Origin of the sequence: Megasphaera indica, assembly GCF_046614755.1 — a bacterium.
GTDB classification, from domain to species: Bacteria; Bacillota; Negativicutes; order Veillonellales; family Megasphaeraceae; genus Megasphaera; species Megasphaera intestinihominis.
This window is the reverse complement of sequence record NZ_JBKKJR010000007.1, coordinates 36089-56404: the sequence shown is the minus strand read 5'-3', so window position 1 is coordinate 56404 and position 20316 is coordinate 36089. Positions and strand designations below refer to the sequence as shown.

Annotated in this window: 16 protein-coding genes and 1 other RNA gene; 1 reads left to right on the top strand and 16 read right to left on the bottom strand. The window is 56.3% G+C overall.

The features are described 5' to 3' along the window. Window positions 1–5: 5 nt before the first annotated feature. The 7 genes from ACFCTO_RS05275 to tkt all read right to left on the bottom strand — a co-directional run bounded on the left by ACFCTO_RS05275 (window position 6) and on the right by tkt (window position 9796). Window positions 6–1049, bottom strand: a complete 1044-nt coding sequence (locus ACFCTO_RS05275; protein WP_499876494.1) for an ABC transporter substrate-binding protein — start codon at window positions 1047–1049, stop codon at window positions 6–8. 5 nt (window positions 1050–1054) lie between these two features. Next, window positions 1055–2944: a YgiQ family radical SAM protein gene (locus tag ACFCTO_RS05270; RefSeq protein WP_499876493.1), complete on the bottom strand. Its 1890-nt coding sequence runs from the start codon at window positions 2942–2944 to the stop codon at window positions 1055–1057. A gap of 12 nt (window positions 2945–2956) precedes the next feature. Continuing rightward, complete coding sequence (locus ACFCTO_RS05265; RefSeq protein WP_292260152.1) at window positions 2957–3361, bottom strand: helix-turn-helix domain-containing protein; 405 nt, start codon at window positions 3359–3361, stop codon at window positions 2957–2959. Window positions 3362–3433: 72 nt separating this feature from the next. After that, window positions 3434–6010 (bottom strand): FtsK/SpoIIIE family DNA translocase, encoded by a 2577-nt coding sequence (locus tag ACFCTO_RS05260; RefSeq protein WP_302485150.1) that lies wholly within the window; start codon window positions 6008–6010, stop codon window positions 3434–3436. 24 nt (window positions 6011–6034) lie between these two features. Further along, window positions 6035–7354, bottom strand: coding sequence for a replication-associated recombination protein A (locus ACFCTO_RS05255; RefSeq protein WP_292108204.1), 1320 nt, complete (start codon window positions 7352–7354; stop codon window positions 6035–6037). 79 nt (window positions 7355–7433) lie between these two features. Beyond that, a non-coding RNA gene (gene ssrS, locus ACFCTO_RS05250) (6S RNA) lies at window positions 7434–7611 on the bottom strand. A gap of 193 nt (window positions 7612–7804) precedes the next feature. Further along, the gene (gene tkt, locus ACFCTO_RS05245; protein WP_303148731.1) at window positions 7805–9796 is read right to left on the bottom strand and encodes a transketolase; all 1992 of its coding nucleotides are present in this window, start codon (window positions 9794–9796) and stop codon (window positions 7805–7807) included. A gap of 160 nt (window positions 9797–9956) precedes the next feature. Here tkt and ACFCTO_RS05240 point away from each other — a divergent pair, with 160 nt between their 5' ends. Beyond that, window positions 9957–10718 (top strand): HAD family hydrolase, encoded by a 762-nt coding sequence (locus ACFCTO_RS05240; RefSeq protein WP_303148734.1) that lies wholly within the window; start codon window positions 9957–9959, stop codon window positions 10716–10718. A gap of 38 nt (window positions 10719–10756) precedes the next feature. Here ACFCTO_RS05240 and ACFCTO_RS05235 read toward each other — a convergent pair whose 3' ends face one another. The 9 genes from ACFCTO_RS05235 to ACFCTO_RS05195 all read right to left on the bottom strand — a co-directional run bounded on the left by ACFCTO_RS05235 (window position 10757) and on the right by ACFCTO_RS05195 (window position 20311). Then, window positions 10757–11908 carry a toxic anion resistance protein gene (locus ACFCTO_RS05235; protein ID WP_020309645.1) on the bottom strand — a complete coding sequence of 384 codons (1152 nt, stop codon included), beginning with the start codon at window positions 11906–11908 and terminating at the stop codon, window positions 10757–10759. A 9-nt stretch (window positions 11909–11917) separates the two neighbouring features. Beyond that, window positions 11918–12628 (bottom strand): 5-bromo-4-chloroindolyl phosphate hydrolysis family protein, encoded by a 711-nt coding sequence (locus ACFCTO_RS05230; protein WP_292261269.1) that lies wholly within the window; start codon window positions 12626–12628, stop codon window positions 11918–11920. 218 nt (window positions 12629–12846) lie between these two features. Next, window positions 12847–13761: a lysophospholipid acyltransferase family protein gene (locus ACFCTO_RS05225; protein WP_499876492.1), complete on the bottom strand. Its 915-nt coding sequence runs from the start codon at window positions 13759–13761 to the stop codon at window positions 12847–12849. 12 nt (window positions 13762–13773) lie between these two features. After that, window positions 13774–14805 carry a UDP-3-O-(3-hydroxymyristoyl)glucosamine N-acyltransferase gene (gene lpxD, locus ACFCTO_RS05220; RefSeq protein WP_020309648.1) on the bottom strand — a complete coding sequence of 344 codons (1032 nt, stop codon included), beginning with the start codon at window positions 14803–14805 and terminating at the stop codon, window positions 13774–13776. A gap of 18 nt (window positions 14806–14823) precedes the next feature. Next, the gene (locus ACFCTO_RS05215) at window positions 14824–15243 is read right to left on the bottom strand and encodes an OmpH family outer membrane protein (protein WP_020309649.1); all 420 of its coding nucleotides are present in this window, start codon (window positions 15241–15243) and stop codon (window positions 14824–14826) included. Window positions 15244–15259: 16 nt separating this feature from the next. Then, window positions 15260–16195: an OmpH family outer membrane protein gene (locus ACFCTO_RS05210; RefSeq protein WP_292261261.1), complete on the bottom strand. Its 936-nt coding sequence runs from the start codon at window positions 16193–16195 to the stop codon at window positions 15260–15262. Between the two features lie 9 nt (window positions 16196–16204). Beyond that, window positions 16205–16753, bottom strand: a complete 549-nt coding sequence (locus ACFCTO_RS05205) for an OmpH/Skp family outer membrane protein (protein WP_499876491.1) — start codon at window positions 16751–16753, stop codon at window positions 16205–16207. Between the two features lie 21 nt (window positions 16754–16774). Further along, window positions 16775–18055: a hypothetical protein gene (locus tag ACFCTO_RS05200; protein ID WP_292300139.1), complete on the bottom strand. Its 1281-nt coding sequence runs from the start codon at window positions 18053–18055 to the stop codon at window positions 16775–16777. Window positions 18056–18073: 18 nt separating this feature from the next. Continuing rightward, window positions 18074–20311 carry a BamA/OMP85 family outer membrane protein gene (locus ACFCTO_RS05195; RefSeq protein ID WP_292300141.1) on the bottom strand — a complete coding sequence of 746 codons (2238 nt, stop codon included), beginning with the start codon at window positions 20309–20311 and terminating at the stop codon, window positions 18074–18076. Window positions 20312–20316: the final 5 nt, after the last annotated feature.

The following is a 20316-nucleotide window of genomic DNA, read 5'->3' as shown; positions in this document are numbered from 1 at the left end:
TATCTTTACTTTTCCTTTCCGAAGCGAATTGATTTGATCCACCAGGCCTGCAAATCGCGGCGGCCCTGATCAGAATACTGTTTTTTTACGGGGAATAAGACGAGCTCCCGGCCTTTGGCATCGACTTCCGGGTTGGCCGGCGGCAGGGCTTCGCTCAAAAAAATGTGTCTCTGCCGCAAGACGTCAATAGCATCGGGCGAATAGAGCCAGTCGATGAAGGCATTGTTCAATTCTCCATCTTCACACCAGTTGGTGACAGCCGCACCGGTCAGCCAGTACGATGTACCGTCCTGGGGATAGAGGATGAAGATCGGCGCCCCGTCTTTGTAATACTGCCGGGCGACGGACGCGTCGGCGACGCCCATATCGGCTTCGCCGCTGGCTACGCGGCGGACATTGACCGACATGGACTTAGAATAGGCCGCTACATGGCTCTGGAGCGAGCTCAGGTAGCGGGCACTGTCCTCCATGCCTCTCATTTCCACAAAAGAACAGAGGAACTCGCCGGCCATATCCATGGATGCCAGGTCCGGGAAAGCCAGGACCATACCCGGGTCGGTCAACAGGTCGTCCCAGGACTGGATCTGCATGCCCCGCCGTTCGTAATAGGCCTGGCTGAGGACGAAGATCATAGGGTTATACCAGAGGCCATTCCAGAGCTGTTCCTGGTCCTTCATGGACGGCGGCACTTTATCCGTCACCGGTGAGGCGTAGGGCTGCAAGATGCCATTTTTCTTCTGAGCCTGCAAGTCGTCTTCCGAGGCGATGAGGATATCGGGCTTGACGCCGCCGTCGTCCTTCAGGGACTGGCGGATCTCGCTGTCGCTCTTGGAATAGATCTGGACGCGCAGATGTTTCTGTTCGTAAAAGCGCTGGGCCAGGCCGTCATTGACATCCTGAGGCAAGTCGGAAAAGACGACGAGATGGCGTTCGGCTTCATACGCCCGCTGTGCTTCTTCCTGCTGGCGCTGTACCAGGATGGGCCCGCACAGGCTCAGGAGCAGGATGACGAAGAGGCTGAGCACGATAAAGGGCACGAATTTCTTCATTAGCTTCACCTGAATTTTCTAGTCTTAGCCGGTCCCCTCCCCTGCCTGCGGGGCGGAGCGACATGCCGGCCGGCCTTATCGGGCCGTCTCCCTGCCTGATGGCGCCGCGGCGCGATGAGGCATTTGGGGCCGTACCCGATGAGGTCCCGTCGGCCGGCCAGGCACAGAGCCTTATAGACAATATCATAATTGGCCGGGTTCTTATACTGCATCAGGGCCCGCTGCATCTGTTTCTCTTCCGGCCGGCGGGCGACGTAGACTTTTTCACCCGTCAAGGGATTGAGGCCTGTATAGTACATGGCCGTCGACAGGCTGCCCGGCGTCGGGATGAAGTCCTGTACCTGTTCCGGCTGCATATGCATATCCCGCAGGAATTCGGCCAGGGCGACGGCATCTTTCAGGGTACAGCCGGGATGGCTGGACATGAAATACGGGACGAGGTACTGTTTCTTCCCCAGTTCCCGGTTGGCTTCATCGAACCAGTCCTTGAACTTCAGGAAGGCATGGACGTCGGCCTTGCCCATGAGGTCCGTCACGTGCTTGACGACGTGTTCCGGCGCCACTTTCAGCTGGCCGCTGACGTGATACTGACAGAGTTCCTTGACGAAAGCCTTGTTGTGGTCAGCCAGGACGTAATCATAGCGCAGGCCTGAGCGGACGAAGACCTTCTTGACGCCTTTGACGCTGCGTATTTCCCGCAGCAGCTTCAGGTAATCGTCGTGGGACGTATTGAGGTTCGGGCACGTTTCGCTACCGATGCAGTGGCGGTTGCGGCAGGCCCCGTCGGTGAGCTGCTTGGCACAGGCGACGTGGCGGAAGTTCGCCGTCGGGCCGCCGACATCGTGGATGTATCCTTTGAAACCGGGCAGATGGGTCATGCGTTCCGTTTCCCTGACCAGCGATTCATGGCTGCGGTGCTGGATGATACGGCCCTGATGGCTGGTAATGGCACAGAAATGGCAGTGGCCGAAACAGCCGCGCTGGCTGGTCAGGCTGAACTGGACCTCATGGAGGGCCGGAACGCCGCCGGCTGCGTCGTAATCAGGATGCCAGCGCCGCTGGAAGGGCAGTTCGTAGATAGCATCCATCTCGGCTGTCGTCAGCGGCAGGGCCGGCGGCGTCTGGACGACGAAGCGGTTCTCTGACGGCTGGATGATAGTCTTGCCGTAAAAGGGATCCTGTTCTTCGTACTGCATCTTGAAAGCCTTGGCAAAGGTCAATTTATCCTTCTTGACGTCTTCATAGGACGGACAGACGACGGTCTTATCCGAAATGGGCGGCCGGCTGGTGACGTAGCAGATGCCGCGGATGTCGTACATTTCGGCGACAGTCTTGCCTTCGGCCAGGGCGTCGGCGATTTCGACGACGGAATGTTCCCCCATGCCGTAGCTGAGGATGTCGGCCTTGCTGTCCAGGAGGATGGAATGGCGCACTTTATTGGACCAGTAATCATAGTGGGCAAAGCGGCGCAGGCTGGCTTCGATGCCGCCGATGATGATGGGCACATCCTTATAGGCTTCCCGCATGCGGTTGGCATAGACGATGGTCGCCCGTTCCGGCCGATGGCCGGCTTCGCCGCCTGGCGAATAGCTGTCGCGGCTGCGGAATTTCTTGGCTGCCGTCTTTTCATTGAGCATGGAATCGAGATTGCCGGCTGTAATCAAAGCGGCCAGCCGCGGCCGTCCCAATTTCTTGAACGGTTCGGCACTATGCCAGTCGGGCTGGGAAATGATACCGACACGATAGCCCCGGCTTTCCAATACGCGGCCGATGAGGGCTGCGGCAAAACCGGGGTGATCGACATAGGCGTCGCCATTGATGTAGACAAAATCGAGCTGATCCCAGCCGCGGCGTTCCATGTCCTCCCGGCTGGTTACTAAGAATTTCTCGCGCATATGGCTCCTTATTTAAATTAAAATCCAAATGATGAGCAGCAGGAAAATGATGATGCCGGCAATGATGGTGATTTCCGGCCATTTTCCCTGACGCTGCTTCTTCTTTTTATTGCTGTCCTTGCGGACTTTCTTCTTTTTGACGGGCATGATGGTCCGCACTTCCGGCTGCGGCGTCCGTTCTTCGACGTTTTCCTTGTATTCCCGGGCCAGGGCGATGCCGTCCAGTTCCAGGAAATTACCGTAATTGCGAAGAAAGCCCTTGACGAAGACGGCACCGGGAATGGCATCGTATTCGTCCTTTTCCAGGGCTTCCAGGTATTCCCGCTTTATATTGAGGGCATCGGACACGTCTTGCAGTGTCAGCCCTTGTTGTTCTCTTGCCAGTCGCAGCACTTCTCCGATCGACGATTCGTTCACTGTTGTTCCTCTCCCCATTCTCTATAATCGTACCTTTTATTATATAACAGATACGGCCAGGGGTACAGGGGTTCAGCTCAAATACTTCTGCTGGACTTCGTCGGCCGTCATGAGGATTTCCCTGGGCTTGCTGCCGTTATTGGGGCCGACGATGTGCATGGCTTCCATCATGTCGATCATGCGGGCTGCCCGCGTATAGCCGACGCGGAAGCGGCGCTGGAGCATGGACGTCGAAGCCTGGCCCGTTTCCAGGACCATGTCGATGGCCTGGCGCATGAGGTCGTCTTCAAAGAAATCGACGCTGTCTTCGGGATTTTCCGACTGGGCCTTCTGGACGGCTTCATCGTAATTGGGACCGCCCTGGGCCTTGATGAATTCGACCATTTCGTCGATTTCCGAATCGGAAATGAAAGCGCCCTGGACGCGGAGAGGCTTGGAAGCGCCGAGAGGATAGAAGAGCATGTCGCCCTTGCCGATCAGTTTTTCTGCACCGGCCATGTCAAGGATAGTCCGCGAATCGACCTGGCTGGAAACGGCGAAGGCAATGCGGCTCGGGACGTTGGCCTTGATGAGACCCGTCAGGACGTCGACAGACGGCCGCTGCGTCGCCAGGACGAGGTGCATGCCGCAGGCACGGGCTTTCTGGCCCAGGCGGATGATGGACTTTTCCACGTCGTCTGAGGCCATCATCATGAGGTCGGCCAATTCGTCGATGATGATGACGATGAAAGGCATCGTGTCTTCCGGATGGAGTTCATTATAGCGGGAAATATCCCGCGTATGGGTGATGGCGAAGCGCTTATAGCGGTCGTCCATTTCCCGGACAGCCCAGCGCAGGACGCTGGCGGCCTTCTTCGGGTCCGTGACGACTGGCGTCAGCAAGTGCGGGATGCCGTTGTAATTGGATAATTCGACGACCTTCGGGTCGATGAGGATGAGCTTGACGTCTTCCGGCCGCTGCTTGAAGAGGATGCTGGCAATGAAGGTGTTGATGCAGACACTCTTGCCGGACCCGGTCGAACCGGCTACCAGGAGATGAGGCATCTTGGTCAGGTCGGCGACGATGGGGTTGCCGGCAATGTCTTTGCCCAGGCAGACCGGGACGCCGCCGGCGGCCTTGCGGAACGTATCCGTGTCGATGACATCGCGCAGATTGACACCGGTCAGCTTTTTATTCGGCACTTCGATGCCGACGGCCGCTTTGCCGGGAATCGGCGCTTCGATGCGGATATCCGTGGCGGCCAGTTTCAAGGCGATATCATCGGCTAAGTGGACGATTTTGCTGACTTTGACGCCCGCTGCCGGTTCCAGCTCGTAACGGGTGATGGACGGCCCCTGGCTGGCATTGAGTATCTTGGCATCGATGTTGAAGCTCTGCAGCGTTTCCTGGAGGATGCGGGCATTTTCCCGGACTTCATCGCTCAGGCCGACGATATGCTGCGGCCCCGGTTTGAGCATGCTCACCGGCGGCAGGCGGTACGTCTTTTCGCCAGCCGCTTTGGGAACGGCACTGCTCCCTTCTTCGCTGGTTTCGACAGCGACGCTGCTCTTTTCGACTTCAATGGGCTTGAGGTCGTCCATATCATGGCCGAGGACATCCGTTTCTCCGGCCAGCGAAGCCGCCGGCGCTGCCGGGCCGGGCTGTACGTCATGAGCCGTCGGCACTGTATCGCCGACGACGGTTTCATGTATCTGACTGTAAGGCCGGGCGTCTTCCGGCATTTCCTCCGGCGTTTCCGGAACTTCTTCATACGAATCGTCGCTGGCCCAATCGTAAGGCACGTCTTCTTCGATAGGGCTGGCATCGAAGCGGACTTCTTCGACGCCGTTGCCCAAGTCGCGGGCATCGGCAATGGTTGAGACCGGTCGTTCCATATCAGCGGGATAATCATCGGGATTCCCACAAGCGGGACGCCCTGTGTCTACGGAATTCCCACAAGCGGGACGCCCTAACGGGTCGTCCCCTACAACCGCTTGCAAATCGAAGATGCGGCGGCGTTCATGCCACTGTTTCAGGGACTGGGATGCGTCCTGAAGGCCTTCGACGGCCTTCCCCGACACTTTGGCCGCTTCCTGGCCGGCCTTGTCGGCTACGACAGCCACAGGCTTAGAAATAGACCAATTCTTCCAGACCAGGAAGGTGACGATGCAGGCACCGGTAATAGCCATGACAGCTCCAAAAAATCCAAGAAACCGCCGCAGGACCGAGGCCATGACGGCCCCGACGATTCCCCCGCCGACAGATAAGCTGTGCGGCAGGAACTCCGTCCCTTCCGGGATGACCAGCAAATGGACCAGCCCCAGGAGGAGGATATAGATCCACGTCCCGACGGCCCACGATTTCGACACTGGGCAGGCCTTGCGGATGACGATGTATTTCAGGCCCAGGACGATGAGGGACAGGCTGACGACGATCCGGCCCAGGCCGAAGATATACGCTAAGATATCGTCGACGCTGTGGCCGATGCGGCCTGTATCGACGCCGATGAAGCCGGCCGTCGCAAAGACGCCTGCGAGGATACAACAAATACCTATGATTTCATATTTCAAAAGTGGCGACGTCCCTGCCTTCCTGGCAGTCTTCGCCTTCTGACGCGTGCCAGTCGTCCGCTTGGTGCGGCTGGTTTTACGGGTCTTTCCTTTTGTCAAAACAGTTCACCTTCTACTAATAGATTACTTGCCGCCACGGCGCTTATGCCAGGCAGCTGCCATGCTCCCTTCCTGTCCATAGGGCCGTTCCCGGTAATAGGACGCCCCTTTCAAAGCATCGGGCAGATACTGCTGGGCCACCCAGCCCCCATCGAAATCGTGAGGGTACTGGTAGGTCAGGCCATGGCCCAGGGCGGCGGCGCCGCTGTAATGGCTGTCGCGCAGATAATCGGGCACATCGCCGCAGTCCTTATGGCGGACGTCGGCCAAAGCCGCATCAATAGCCATGTAGGCGCTGTTGCTCTTCGGCGCACAGGCCACGTAGATGACGGCTTCGGACAGGATGATGCGCCCTTCCGGCCAGCCGACGAACTGGACGGCCTGGGCAGCGGCATTGGCGATGACCAGGGCCTGGGGATCGGCCAGTCCTACGTCTTCAGCCGCACAGATGACCAGGCGGCGGGCGATGAAGGACGGCTGTTCTCCGGCGTCGATCATACGGGCCATATAGTGCAGGGCCGCATCGGGGTCGGACCCACGCATACTCTTGATGAAGGCCGATACCGTATCGTAATGGGCATCGCCTTTCTTGTCATACGTATAGACCTTATGACCGGCTACTTTTTCGATAGCGTCGTGTGTGATATGGCCGCCAGCCGGGACGACCATGCAGACCTGTTCCAGCAGGTTGAGGCCGACGCGGGCATCGCGGTCGGCCAGCCGCGCCAGGGTTCCCAGCATCTCATCGCTGGCCGTGATGCCCAGCGAGCCCAGGCCTTTTTCTTTATCCGTCAGAGCCCGCCGCAGGACGGCCATGACGGCCTGTTCCGGCAGGGGCTTCAGCTGGATGACGCGCAGGCGCGACAATAAGGGGCGGTTGACTTCAAAATAAGGATTTTCCGTCGTTGCCCCGATGAGGATGACCGTCCCGTCTTCGACATACGGCAACAGGACGTCTTGCTGGCTTTTATTGAAGCGGTGGATTTCGTCGATGAAGAGGATCGTCCGCTTTTGATATAAATGGATGGCATCCTGCGCCGCCGCGATGACTTTGCGCAGTTCCGCCGTCCCGGCCGTGACGGCGTTGAGGGTTACGAAACGGCTGTCCGTCTCATTGGCAATGACATGGGCCAGCGTCGTCTTGCCGACGCCAGAGGGACCGTAAAATAAGAGGGACGGGATCGTGTCCTTCTCGATGAGGGTCCGCAGAAAACTGCCCGGGCCGATGAGGTCGTCCTGGCCATAGATGTCATCCAAAGATTCCGGCCGCATGCGGACGGCCAGCGGCGCATAGTCCCGGCCGCTCCGTTCATCAGCCATAGAAAATAAATCGTCTCCGCTCATTTGTTTGCTCTCCAGACTAAATAGAACGCCGCCAAGTCTCCTCAGCGGCGGACGAAATAACTAAATTCTCGAATAAGAAAAGAGCCCCACCATGCCGTTTATAAACCGAGTTTTGAGCCTGCCTAAGCAGGTGGGTGTTCTCCTATAAGGGTCGACAGTCCAGTGAAGGCATTGCCTAACGATATAGAGCCCGAACTCCCAATGTAAAAAGTGTTGGTTCAAAACATCGAGACCATTTACGTACACAGTAGGGTTTCTTCTTGCATCTAGTATAATAAAATATAGAAGAAAAATCAAGCCTTGACAAATGAAAAAGGCGCTGTCGCATGAAGACAGCGCCTTTTAAGTGGCTAGGGATTAGGGGTTAGGGGTTAGGGGCTAGCGGCTAGCGGCCAACTGCTGACTGCTAACTGCGCCCTTTGGACGTCCCCTACGAACCACGAACCACGATTATTTTACGACTTTCTTTACGGCGGCTACGACGTTTTCTGTCGTGAAGCCAAATTTCTTGAACAAGACGCCGGCCGGAGCGGAGGCACCGAAGGATTTCATGGAAACCGTCGTCCCGTCGAGGCCGACGTATTTACCCCAGCCGAAGTCCGAAGCGGCTTCGACAGCGACACGGGCGCGGACAGCTTTCGGGAGTACCTGTTCTTTATAGGCTTCGTCCTGCTGTTCAAAGAGTTCCATGCAAGGCATGCTGACGACGCGGACGTCGACACCTTCTTTAGCCAGTTCGTCTTTAGCGCTGACAGCCAGTTCGACTTCCGAACCGCTGGCCATGATGATGGCATCGGGAACGGCCTTGTTGGCATCGGCGATGACGTAAGCGCCTTTCAGGGCTTCTTTGCTGCTGCCGGCGAGCTGCGGCAGGTTCTGGCGGGTCAGGACGAGGGCCGTCGGCGTCTTCTGGCTGGTCGCAGCCAGGTACCAGCCGGCAGCCGTTTCCGTAGCGTCAGCCGGACGGAAGACGTTGACGTTAGGAAGGGAACGGAGCATGGCCAGCTGTTCAATCGGTTCGTGAGTCGGGCCGTCTTCGCCGACACCGATGCTGTCGTGCGTGAGGACGTACGTCGTCGGCAGGCTCATGAGGGCAGCCAGGCGGATCATGGGTTTCATATAATCGCTGAAGACGAAGAACGTGCCGGCATACGGACGGATACCGCCGTGAAGGGCCAGGCCATTGGTGATGGCGCCCATAGCCAGTTCACGGACGCCGAAGTGGACGTTGCGGCCGCTGTAATCGGTCTTGCTGAAAAAGCCTTCGCCTTTCATTTCCGTCTTGTTCGACGGAGCCAGGTCGGCGCTGCCGCCAAAGAGCTGAGGCATGATGTCTTTCAGGCGGTTGATCATCGTGCCGGACAAGCTGCGCGTAGCCTGCGGTTTATCTTCATAAGCCCAGAAATCTTCGTTATTCAAGAGGGCCTGTGCATCGACATCGCTGTGGAAAGCATCCCATTTAGCTTTCATATCCGGGAATTTGGCAGCGTAGTCGGCAAAGAGTTTCTGCCAATCCGCTTCGGCTGCGCCGGCTTTCTGGCTTAATTCAGCATAATGAGCATAGACTTCGTCCGGGATGTAGAAGGTTTCCTGCGGTTTCGGCCAGCCCAGGTTTTCTTTCATGGCGACGATGTTTTCTTCACCCAGCGGCGAGCCATGAGCGGCAGCCGAGCCCTGTTTGGCCGGGCAGCCATAGCCGATCTGGGTCTTGATGGTGATGAACGACGGATGTTCCTTGTCGGCTTTGGCTTCTTCGATGGCTTTGCCGATGGCGTCGAGGTCCGTGCCGTCTTCGACGGTAATCGTCTGGAAGCCGAAGGCAGCCATGCGGGCCTGGACATTTTCCGTAAAGGCGATGTCCGTATTGCCTTCGATAGAGATGTTGTTGCTATCGTAGAGGACGATGAGTTTGGAAAGGCCGAGCGTCCCTGCCAGGGAGAAGGCTTCCGACGAGATGCCTTCCATCAGGCAGCCGTCGCCGCAGAGGGCGAAGGTGTAGTGGTCGACGACGGGATAGCCCGGTTTATTGAAAATAGCTGCCAAGTGAGCTTCTGCCATGGCCATGCCGACAGCCATGCCCAGGCCGGCGCCGAGGGGGCCTGTCGTCGCTTCGACGCCCGTCGTGTGGCCGTATTCCGGATGCCCCGGTGTCAAGGAGCCGTCTTGACGGAACTGTTTAATGTCGTCCATGGTCAGGCCGTAGCCGTAGAAATGGAGCAGCGAATACAACAGCATCGAGCCGTGGCCAGCCGAGAGGATAAAGCGGTCGCGGTTCGCCCATTTCGGGTCCTTTGCGTTATGGTTCATGTGATTTGCCCAGAGTTCGTATGCAATGGGAGCTGCGCCGAGGGGCAGGCCGGGATGGCCAGAGTTGGCCTTCTGGATGGCGTCAGCCGACAATACACGAATGGCATTTACACAAGTCGTATCAATGGTGCTCATTAGTCAAATCGCTCCTTTTTATGTGATCGAAAATAAATAGACATTCACTTTATTATGTAAAAAAAGGACCCCTTCTGTCAATGGCAAAAGGGGATTTTGGGAGAAATTTATATATGCTATAATAAAGAAGTTTCTTAATTTTCCGAGAAAGGATAGACTCATGACGAAAAAATACTTTTTCTTTGATATCGACGGGACCCTGGGCCTGGGAATCTCCAGCATCATCCCGGCAGACACGCTGTACTGCCTGCGCCGCCTCGTCCAGGAAGGCCATTTCATAGCCATCGCATCGGGCCGCCTGCAGCACGATACGCAGACCTTTGCCGACCGCTACGGCATACCAGCCGTCGTCGCCGATGGCGGCAACAGCCTGTCCCTGGACGGGAAAATTCTGGAAATGACCGGCCTGCCCCTGGAGAACTGCAAAGCCCTGCTGCGCGACCTGACGGACCGCCACTATCCCTGGGCCGTAGTCACGGACAATACCATCAACCGCTATACGCCGTATTCTGATTTCCCCCACGACGACCCGCGCAATTACATGGAAACCGTCATCCGCCCGGTCCCCATCGAAAACCTGACGGCGGTCTATAAAATCATGTACGCCCGGCCCCAGCGCCTCGAAGACGAACCGCCGACATACGGCCTGCCCCACCTGGAATACATCGACCACACGTACCTCATCGAACCGACCGACAAGAGCCGCGGCATCCTGCGCATGCTGGACCTCGTCGGCGGCCGCCCGGAAGATGCTGTCGTCTTCGGCGACGGCATGAACGACATTTCCATGTTCCGCAAGCCCTTCTTCTCCATCGCTATGGGCAACGGCCGGGATGAGCTGAAAGCCCATGCCGACTACGTCACAGGCGACAACGATAAGGGCGGCATCCTGGAAGCCTGCAAAAAATTCGGCTGGCTCTAAGGGATAGTCCGTAGTTTGTAGTCTGTAGTTGGCAGTTTCTAGTTGTGGCCGGCGCCTTTTAACAGGGCTTCCCGCAGGCGGTCTTCGATCTGGACCAGTTCGGCTTCGGCGGCCTGCCGCTTCTGCCGTCCTTCCTGCTGGATGCGCAGCGTATCTTCGATGGTGCTGATCAAATCTTCATTGACCTGCTTGACCGTTTCGATATCGACGATGGCCCGTTCATTTTCGACGGCCGTATCGTGGGAATTCTGCTTGAGCATGGCGGCGTTGCGCTTGAGCAGTTCATTGGTCGTATTGGACACGGCCTGCTGCATTTCCAGGGCCTCTTTCTGCCGCCCCAGCCCCAGGGCCAGGACCATCTGGTTCTTCCACAAGGGGATGGTGTTGTAAATGGCACTCTGGATGCGGTCGACGAGGATCTTGTCGTTGTTCTGGATGATGCGGATCTGTGGTGCCGTCTGGATGGCAATGGTCTTGCTGATTTTCAAGTCGTGGACCTTCTTTTCAAAGCGGCTGACGGAATTCTTGAAATCCTGGACGACCTGGACGGCCATGGGATTATCTGAAACCTGGGCCTGGGCTTCCAGTTTGGGAATCGTCGTCAAGTTCAGTTCCTGTATCTTTTCTTCGCCAGCCTGGATGTAAAGCTGGAGCTGCTTGAAGTATTCCAGGTTCTTATCGTAGAGGCCGTCAAACATGGCAATGTCCTTCATGAGGGTCATTTTCTGGCTGTCCAGGCCGGCCTGTATCTTGTCGATCTGGGCAGCCAGCGTCGTATAGGACTGGGTCAGGGCTTCTTTTTTCTTGAACAGCGAGCCGACGACGGGCAGGCTGGCCAGGAAGCCCTGGTCCTCGTCGTTTTCGTCTTCAAAGGACTTGACCCGCTTGACCAGGTCGTTGAGCAGGTCACCGGCTGCGGCCGGGTCCGTACTCTTGACCGTCGACAAGACGCTGTCCGAAAAGGTGGCGATATTTTTCTGGGCGGCGCTGCCGTACTGGACGATGGCGTTGGAATTGACCAGGTCGATGGCATCCTTGATGGTGTCGACCTGCTGCCGTTCTTCCGGCGTCAGGCTTTCGACCTGGGCATTGAAATGAGCTACTTCGTGCTTTTCATCGACGGCTGGCAGGGCTTTCTGGCTGTCAGCCTGCTTTTTCTCTAAAAGGTCATTCAAATTGATATCGGCCATAGTATCTACCTACTTTCTTTTTGTATTCAAGAACTGGTCGGCTAAATCGATGATCGTCCCGACCAGGTCATCACTGCGCTTAGCCTGCGGTTCCACCTTGGGCGGTTCCGTCTGGATGCCGTCAGCGGCCATGTTCTGCTTCATGACCTTCATTTCGGCGTCGAGGTCCATGAGCTGGGCATTGAGGACCTTGGAAAACTGGTCTTCATAGGCTTCGTCGAACTTATCCAGGAGCTGCTTGATGTCCCATTTCGACTGCTGCACTTCCTGCGCTTCAAGGCCCGTCTTTTCCAGCTCCTGGTACTTGCGGACCAGGAGCAGAGCCCGGTCCTGGTAATAATCGACGAAGCGCCGGGCCAGGCTCATCCGTTCCGGATGCTGCTGCAAGTAGGTCAGGAAATTCTTGGCAATGCCCTGCATCTTGCGCAGCTGTTTCCGCAGTTCGTCGTCATCGACGTGCTTCATTTCTTTTTCAATGGCGTTGAAATCATCGACGGCTTTGCTGAAGAGCTCGTCGTTCAGCTTGTCCACTTCTTCGTTGCCGCTGGAAAATTCCAGTTCCGGCTTGAACTTCTTCTTATTGCGGCGGTGAATCCAGTAGAGGATGAAGACGCCGAAGACGAGACTGAACGTCCCGGACAGATGACCCGTAGCGAACCAGTTATAACTGGGAACGGCAAAACAGATGATAGCGATGAGATATAAGAAAATATTCACGATCGTCCCTCCTAAGTGAAGAATGTCTTTCCTTAATCATAGCATTTTTCGCCCCATTTGTCGTGGATTGTAAGGCAAAAAAGAGACTGCCTCTGAAGACAGCCTCTTTTGAGTGGTTAGGGGTTAGGGGTTAGTGGCTAGGGGCTAGGGGCTGCTTTTAAATTTAAAACCATCCGCTAATCGCTGACAGCTAGCCGCTAACGGCTTAAAAGGACCTGTCGTCACGCGACAGGTCCTTTTTCAGCTTGTTTTATTTTATACCGTTTAGTCCATTTCCAGCGATTGTGCAGCCAGAACCAGTCTTCTGGATACTTGCGGATATGGGCTTCCAGGCGGTCGTTGAGTTCCTGTGTCGTTTCGTACATGATGCGGTTCTTTTCCTCTTTCGAGAGCTTGTGGTCCGCTGTGTACGGCTTGATGGGCGGCAGGACTTCGACGATGTGGTGGTACGGCCGGTCTTCGTGGATGAAGGTCGACACGATGGGGTAATTGGCGATGCCGGCCATCTTGGCCGGTCCGTCAGCCGTCAGGGTGTCCATGCCAAAGAGTTTGACCATGATGCCGGTATAGCCCGGGTCCTGGTCCATGAGCAGGCCGATGTAGTGGCCATCGCGGAGGAAGCGGACCATGTCGCGGATGCCCGTCTTGTAAGTGACGTGCTGCTTCATCATGGCCCGATACTCGTTGATGAAGGTATCGGCGCTCTTGCTGTTCTGTTCCTGAGCAACGGAGATGAGGGGATAGCCATTCATGGCTAGGACAGCTCCCAGGAGTTCCCAGTTGCCGGCATGGGATGCCATGAAGACGGCCCCTTCGCCGCTGGCTTTGAGTTCGTCCAGGTATTCCTTGCCGTGCCAGGTAATCTTTTCGTCGAGCATCTCCTTCGTATAGCGCGGATACGACAGGACTTCGATGATCATGGGCCCGAACCGGACCGTACTGACCTTGGCGATGGCCATGGCCTTTTCCGGATCATCGGTCAGACCGCAGTCCAAAATCTGCTGCTGGGCCAGGACCTTGCGCTTCTTGGGGACGAAAGTCCAGAAAAAGGCACCTAAAAAGGTGCCCAGGGCCCGGCGACAGCCTTCTGGAATGTGGCAGATAATCCAGCTCAGACATTTCATAAAGGTGTACATAGGCAAATCCTCTTACTGTTGTTCTAATTTCTTTTCCAGTTCAGCGATTTTTTTCTGCAAGGCTTTGACGGTCTTGGCCATTTCCGGCAGGTGTTTCAGGTAGACCTGGGTACGGCTCCATTCCATGTGAGGCCGAATGGGGAACCCGGCATAGACCTGGTTGCCCTTGACATTGCCCGTAATGCCCGATTTGCCGGCAAAGACGGCATTGTCGCCAATGGTGATGTGGCCAGTGCAGCCGGTCTGACCGGCAAAGATAACGTGATTGCCGGCTTTGGTGCTGCCAGCGATGCCCGTCTGGGCGATGAGGAAACAGTCTTCACCGATTTCGACGTTGTGGCCGAGATGGACGAGGTTGTCGATTTTCGTCCCCCTGCCGACTTTCGTCGAACCCAGGGTTGCGTTATCGAGACACGTGCAGGCGCCGATTTCGACATCGTCGCCGAGGGTGACGTTGCCAATCTGCGGGATCCGCGTATGCTTGCCCTTTTCCGTAGCAAAGCCGAAGCCTTCGCCGCCGATGACGGCGTGAGCCCGGATGACTGCGTTCTTTCCGAGGACGCAGTTTTCGTGGATGACGGCACCGGGATAGAGTACCGAACCTTCGCCGATCTTGACATTATCGCCTAAAAAGACGTAGGGATAAATCGTCGAGCCCTTGCCGATTTCGACGTTCTTGCCGATGACGGCATAAGGCATGATGGCTACGTCTTCGCCGATAGAGGCGCTGCCGTCGATGATGGCTGTCGGATGGATGCCCGGCGTGACCGACTGGCGGGGGTGAAACAGCACGAGGAGCTGGGAAAAAGCCAGGCGGGGATTTTCTACGACGACGAGCGTATTATCTCCGGCAGGAACTTCTTTTTCGACAATGACGGCACCGGCATGGACCTGCGGTAAATATTCCGTATACGGATCGACGGCAAAGGTAATGTCCTGCAAACCGGCTTCGGCCAGGCCTTTCACGTCTTCAATGACGGCGTCACCCTTGCCGATGACCGTGCCGCCCAGCAATACTGCTAATTCCTGTACTGTTTTCTTCACGATATACAACCCCTTTTTTTACTGCAATTTGGCAATTAAATCGTCGGTTACGTCGATGCCGCCGGAAGGAACGGCTTCTTTGACGACGATGATGCCGACATTTTTATCCTTGGCGATGTCGCCTAACTTACTCTGGATGTCCGACATGAACTGACGCTGCATGCTGGCGCCGAAAATATTGAGTTCCTGCTGGGCCTGCTGCTGTTTCTTCTGGAAATCTTCAGCCGACATGGACTGCTGTGCGTCCTGCAATTCCTTTTCGATGGATTTCTGTTTATCTTCGGTCTTCTGTTTATACTGCTGGACCAGGGGCGCTTCTTTCTGTACGCGCGACATGTCGACGACGCCTACATTATCTTTTCCGCCACAGCCGGCGAGCATACCCGTCAGGGCCAGCATTGCGGCGACGATTCCTAAGCGCTTCCAAACTTTTTTCATTGCTAAAAGCCTCCTGTTATGCCAACTTGGCAATAATATCATCGGTAACATCCGTAGCCGTGCCGATGCCTTCGTAGTTGGCGAAGATCATCTCAAAGCCCTGTTCCTGGGCGACATCAGCGGCTTTATCGCGGATATCTGCCATGATGGCGTCTTTCACATCTTTCATTTCTTTTTCTTTTGCATCGAGTTTATCTTTCCATTCCTTGTTCCACACAGCCGGTTCCGGCCGGTCCTGCAAGACGCCCAGCTGCTGCTGGAAAACCTGCTGGCTGTCTGCCTTGCGTCCTTCCAGGTCTTTCTTGACCTGCTGGGCGTAGTCATCGAGCTCTTTCTTGGCCTGGGCCTTATCCGGTGCCATGAGGGCCGCGATTTCATCGGCTGTCCGGTTGGTCACCTGGACGTCAGCCTGGCTGCCTTTGAGCAAGGTTTGGAGCTGTTCCTCTGTCGCTGCCCGTTCTTCTTTAGACAGGGACAGGGTCTTCAGCTTCAACTGGAGATTGACGATTTTCAACGTGTCGGCCTGGGAAATGACAGGCGTCGTCTTCTTCTTTTCCTGGACGAGCGAATCATACCGCTGTTTCAGCCGGTTGTTGAGCTCGTTCTCTTTGAGGGCGACTTTGGCCTGCAGTTCCTGGTCGAGGGCTGCCGTACCTGCGGCGTCGGCAGCGGCAAAATTCTGGACCGACGTCCCTTCGGCAGCAGCCTTCTGGGAATAGTTCCACTGTTCAAACTGATATTGGGCAACCATAGCGTTGTATTCCAGTTCTAAATGGTGATACTCGCTATAACGCGGGTGGCTCATGACGACGTGTTCCAGGTCTGCATAGGCATAGACCGGCGTCGCAGCTGTCGACGGGGCCGGCTGGCTGCGGTGGCTGAAGAACCACCAGCCGGCGAGGAGACAGACCATGAGGACCGCGGCACCGGCTGCCGCATATATCCGTTTCATAAAGACTCCTTACTGGTTACTGCTGCTGGAGCTGTCCGAACTGCTGGAGCTGTTGGCGCTGCTGTCGGAGCTGCTGGAGCCAGAGTTCTTGTTCAGTTCTTTAGCGACCTGGTCGGTAATATCCGTACCGCCATAGAGGACGACGCTCTTGTCGACGACGAGGCTGAGGCCTTTGGTCTTGGCAACATCGCTGACAGCCGTGTCGACTTTATCTTTGATGCCTTTGAAGATTTCCTGGCGTTTCGTAGCCAGTTCGCCCTGCATCTTCTGGAAGAGCTGCTGTTTCTGCTGGTCGTCCATGCCGGCCGACTGCTGTTCAAACTGTTTCTGCATGTCTTCGCCAGCCTGCTGGAGCTGTTTCTGTGCCGCAACGGCATCCTGATTATCAGGAGTGATGATCTCGCTCGTATCGACGACGCCGATGTTGCTCGACGGAGCCGCATTGACAGGGTTGCCCGTCTGCATGATAGCCAGGCCGGCGACACTGAAGACGAAGATAGCTGCGATAACAGCCGAAAAAATCTTGATATTGCGTTTCTTACCTATTTCAGACATCATAATAAAACTTCTCCTTTTGTATTACAAATAACCGATAATCCGGAGCCAAGCATCGTGGTCGGACACGATATATTCCAAACCGACATAATCATCGACGCGATAGTGCAGGCCGACTTCGGAATCGTCATGCGTCAGGTCCCGGTCGTAGCGCAGGGTCCACCGCCCGCCTAAGGGCTGGCGCAGCCACAGGTGCTGGCTGTCGTCGAGGCTCTCGAACTGGTATCCCGCCTGTGTTCCGCCGGCAAAGCGGTAAAAGTAGCCGGGAATGAAATTCCAGTCCAGCGAAGACGGCATGAACTTGACGGCGCCGTAGATTTCGTGATGACTGCCGATTTTGCGGCCCAGATGGGCCATGAGGACCGTATCTTCGTCGCTGCTGTGGTCACGGCCGGCGTCGATATAGGCGCCGCCGCGGATGTCATAAAAAGCCGTCTTCGACGTAAGGTCGATGGTCGTATCCTCACCGAGCGACAAGGACGGCGTCACGTGAAGGCCGTAGTTCTTGACGACCCACTGACGCTGGACGTCTTCCTGCAAGGCTGCGGCGATGTCCCGCTCATGGCGCTGAACGAAGGCGACAGGCAGGCCGTCCAGTCCGGCATAGTCCCGTTCCAGATGGTTGCGGGCGCTGAGGAAGATGACCTTGGGCACATCATCGCCCTTGATGGCGACGCGGACGTTGCGCACGACAGGCAGCTTGGGCAGCATGTAGACCGTGACGTCTGTCTCGGGCCCGCCGTGGATGACGATGTGCGGATAGAATTCCGGCACCCGGTCTTCCAGTTCATTCTCCAGGACCGACTTGACGGCGCCATTAGCCCAATCCAGGGCATCGACGGGCAGTCCCGTGAGCAGGCTCTCAGCCATATCCCCGGCGTGTTCCAGGTCCTTATCGACCAGGGCCTGGCCCATCGCCGGCAGAGCGCCGTAGTCGATAACAAAGTGGACTTTGCGGATCGTATCGCCCCAGGGGCGGATGCGCACATCCAAGTCCGTCCGGCTGCCGGGATGGATGGCAATGGATTCCACCGTATAGCCTATGAGGACGCGGTTGATGATATCATTGACGGTTCGCTCGTATTCTTCATGACGGCTGACGATTTCCCCGTTGTCGTGGTTGAGGAATACGTGGTTCCCTACAGTTTGGATGCTGGCAGCAATACGTTTCTCGACTAATGGCGGAATCGCCTCCTCTACGGAGGCGACATGGACCGTCACTTGTTCTACCGATGCTGCTGTAGCACTACTAAGACTAGCACAGACGGCAAAGACAGTCAATAAATAAGTGCGGATCTTCATCATCCACGACCTTTCATTGTCTTAGAACTTACCGCCAAAGCTGAAGTGGAACTTGCCGCCATCCTGGCCTACGCCGTAATCCAGGCGGATAGGCCCGATTGGCGTGGTAATGCGGAAGCCAAGGCCACCGGAGTAATGGAGTTTATTGTTTTCATGGTACCAGGGGATATTTTCTACGCCACCCCAGGCATTGCCCACGTCGGTAAAGACGACGCCCTGGATCTTCTTGGCAATGGGATAGCGGTATTCGATGGTCGCTTCGTACATCTTGTTGCCGCGGAATTCATCGTCTTCATAGCCGCGCAGGTTGTCGGCGCCGCCGAGAGTGAACAGGTCGTTGTAGGGCATATCGCCGGTGGCGATACCGCCCATGAGGCGGACGGCGATGACGTGGGCCCGGCCGACTTTATAGTACAGGCGGTTTTCGGCAATGAATTTGAAGTAGTCGAAGTCACCGCCCATGCCGTGGCCGGCCCAGGTGCCCGTAAAGGACAGGCGCTTGCCTTTCGTCGGGTCGTAGACGTTGTCGCGGTTATCGAAGACGTGGGACCAGGTCAGGCTATTGGTACGGCCGAAGTTATTATTTAAGTAATTACGATATCTATCTAAATCGCCACCCCAACGGCCAAAATCTTGACCATCATCGTTGACCCATTTTTTATACTCTGCCCCACTGTCATAATCGGTGTATTTCGTCCGCTTCGTTTCCAAAGTGACGTAGTCGCTGACGTATTCGCTGCGGACGCGGCCGTACGTGACGTTGAAGCCATTGGTCCGGCGGTCGTATTCAGCGACGGAATTGCCTTTTTCATTGTAGTCGTCGTATTCCGATTCGCGGTCGAAAATGCTGAAGCCGATGGAGTCGCCGGCGTCGTTGAGGTACGGATGGGTATACGAGAAGATGTAGTTCTTGTTGGTATCCGTATTGCCGCCGAATTCCCAGCTGATATTGACCTTATCGCCCGTACCGCGCAGGTTCGTTTCAGCCAGGCCGAGGATGCCGACCAGGCCGTCGGAGTCAGAATAACCGGCACCGATGGTGACCGAACCTGTCTTCTGTTCGGTGACGTCGATTTCGACGATAACGTCTTTGGGATTGCGCTGACCCGGCAGGAGGCGGACGTTGACGTCTTCAAAATAGCCCGTGTTGTAAACACGCTGGATACTGCGGCTGGCCGCGTTCTTGTTGAAGATATCGCCCTTCTTCATGCGCAGTTCACGCATGATGACTTTATTCTTGGTCTTGGTATTGCCGCGGAGATTGATATTTTCGATGCGCGGTTCAGAAATAGCAATGTGCAAAACGCCTTCGTCGTCGAGGCGGACATCGGAGACGCGGCTCATCATATAACCGGCATTGGCAAAGGCCGTGTTGATATTGGCTACGTCGTGGCTGACGACGGCGGTGTTGAGCGTCGTGCCCGGCGTCGTGGCGACGAGTTTCATCAAATCACCTGTACTGAGGGATTCGTTGCCGACGATGTCGATTTTCTTGACGACCGGATTCATCTGGACCGTATAGTTCAGGGAAACGCCTTCCGGTACGGTCGTAAAGGACGGCTTGACCGTCGAGAACAGACCCGTCGCACCGATGACGTTGAGGTCGTGACGGATGTAGTCCATGTTGACGGCATCGCCGACGCGCATGGCCAGCTGCGGCAGGAGTTTCTGTTCGATCTGGGCTTCCGGTACGGGGCCGACCGTAACAGAAGTGGCTACTTTGTCGATATAGGGTTTCAAGTCGGCATCGGTGACGGCTTCCCCATAAGGCAGGGCCACGTCCTGGCCGGCCTGGATGACGGCCAGGGGATAGCCGGGGATGGACGTATCGAACTGCATGTCGCTGGTACCGCTCATGTAGCTGACTTTATCGCCCGTAATCTGCGGCGTCGTATCGACAGGAGCCGGGTTGAGGATTTCATTTTCCTTGTGGACGGCTTCTGCTGTTTCCTGCTGAACTGCAGCCGGACTCTTGCCAGCCGCAATGGCTGCCAGTTCTTCTGCCGTTTCATAGCCCGTCAGGCCCGATTTAGCCGCTTTCATGGCATCGGCTGTCGTTTCATCGTTAGGCGAGGTTACGACCGTATTGACAGCTGTTTTCTGGTCATCCGCCGGAGCGGCTGCCGAGCCAGATGTAACCGTCTGGCTGCCCGACGACTCATAACCTGTCGCCGCCGTCGTATCATCAGCCCAAACAGGGCACGTCATCATCGCACTGGTTACCATCAGGGCGAGAAGTTTTTTCTTCCGCATATTCATAAAAA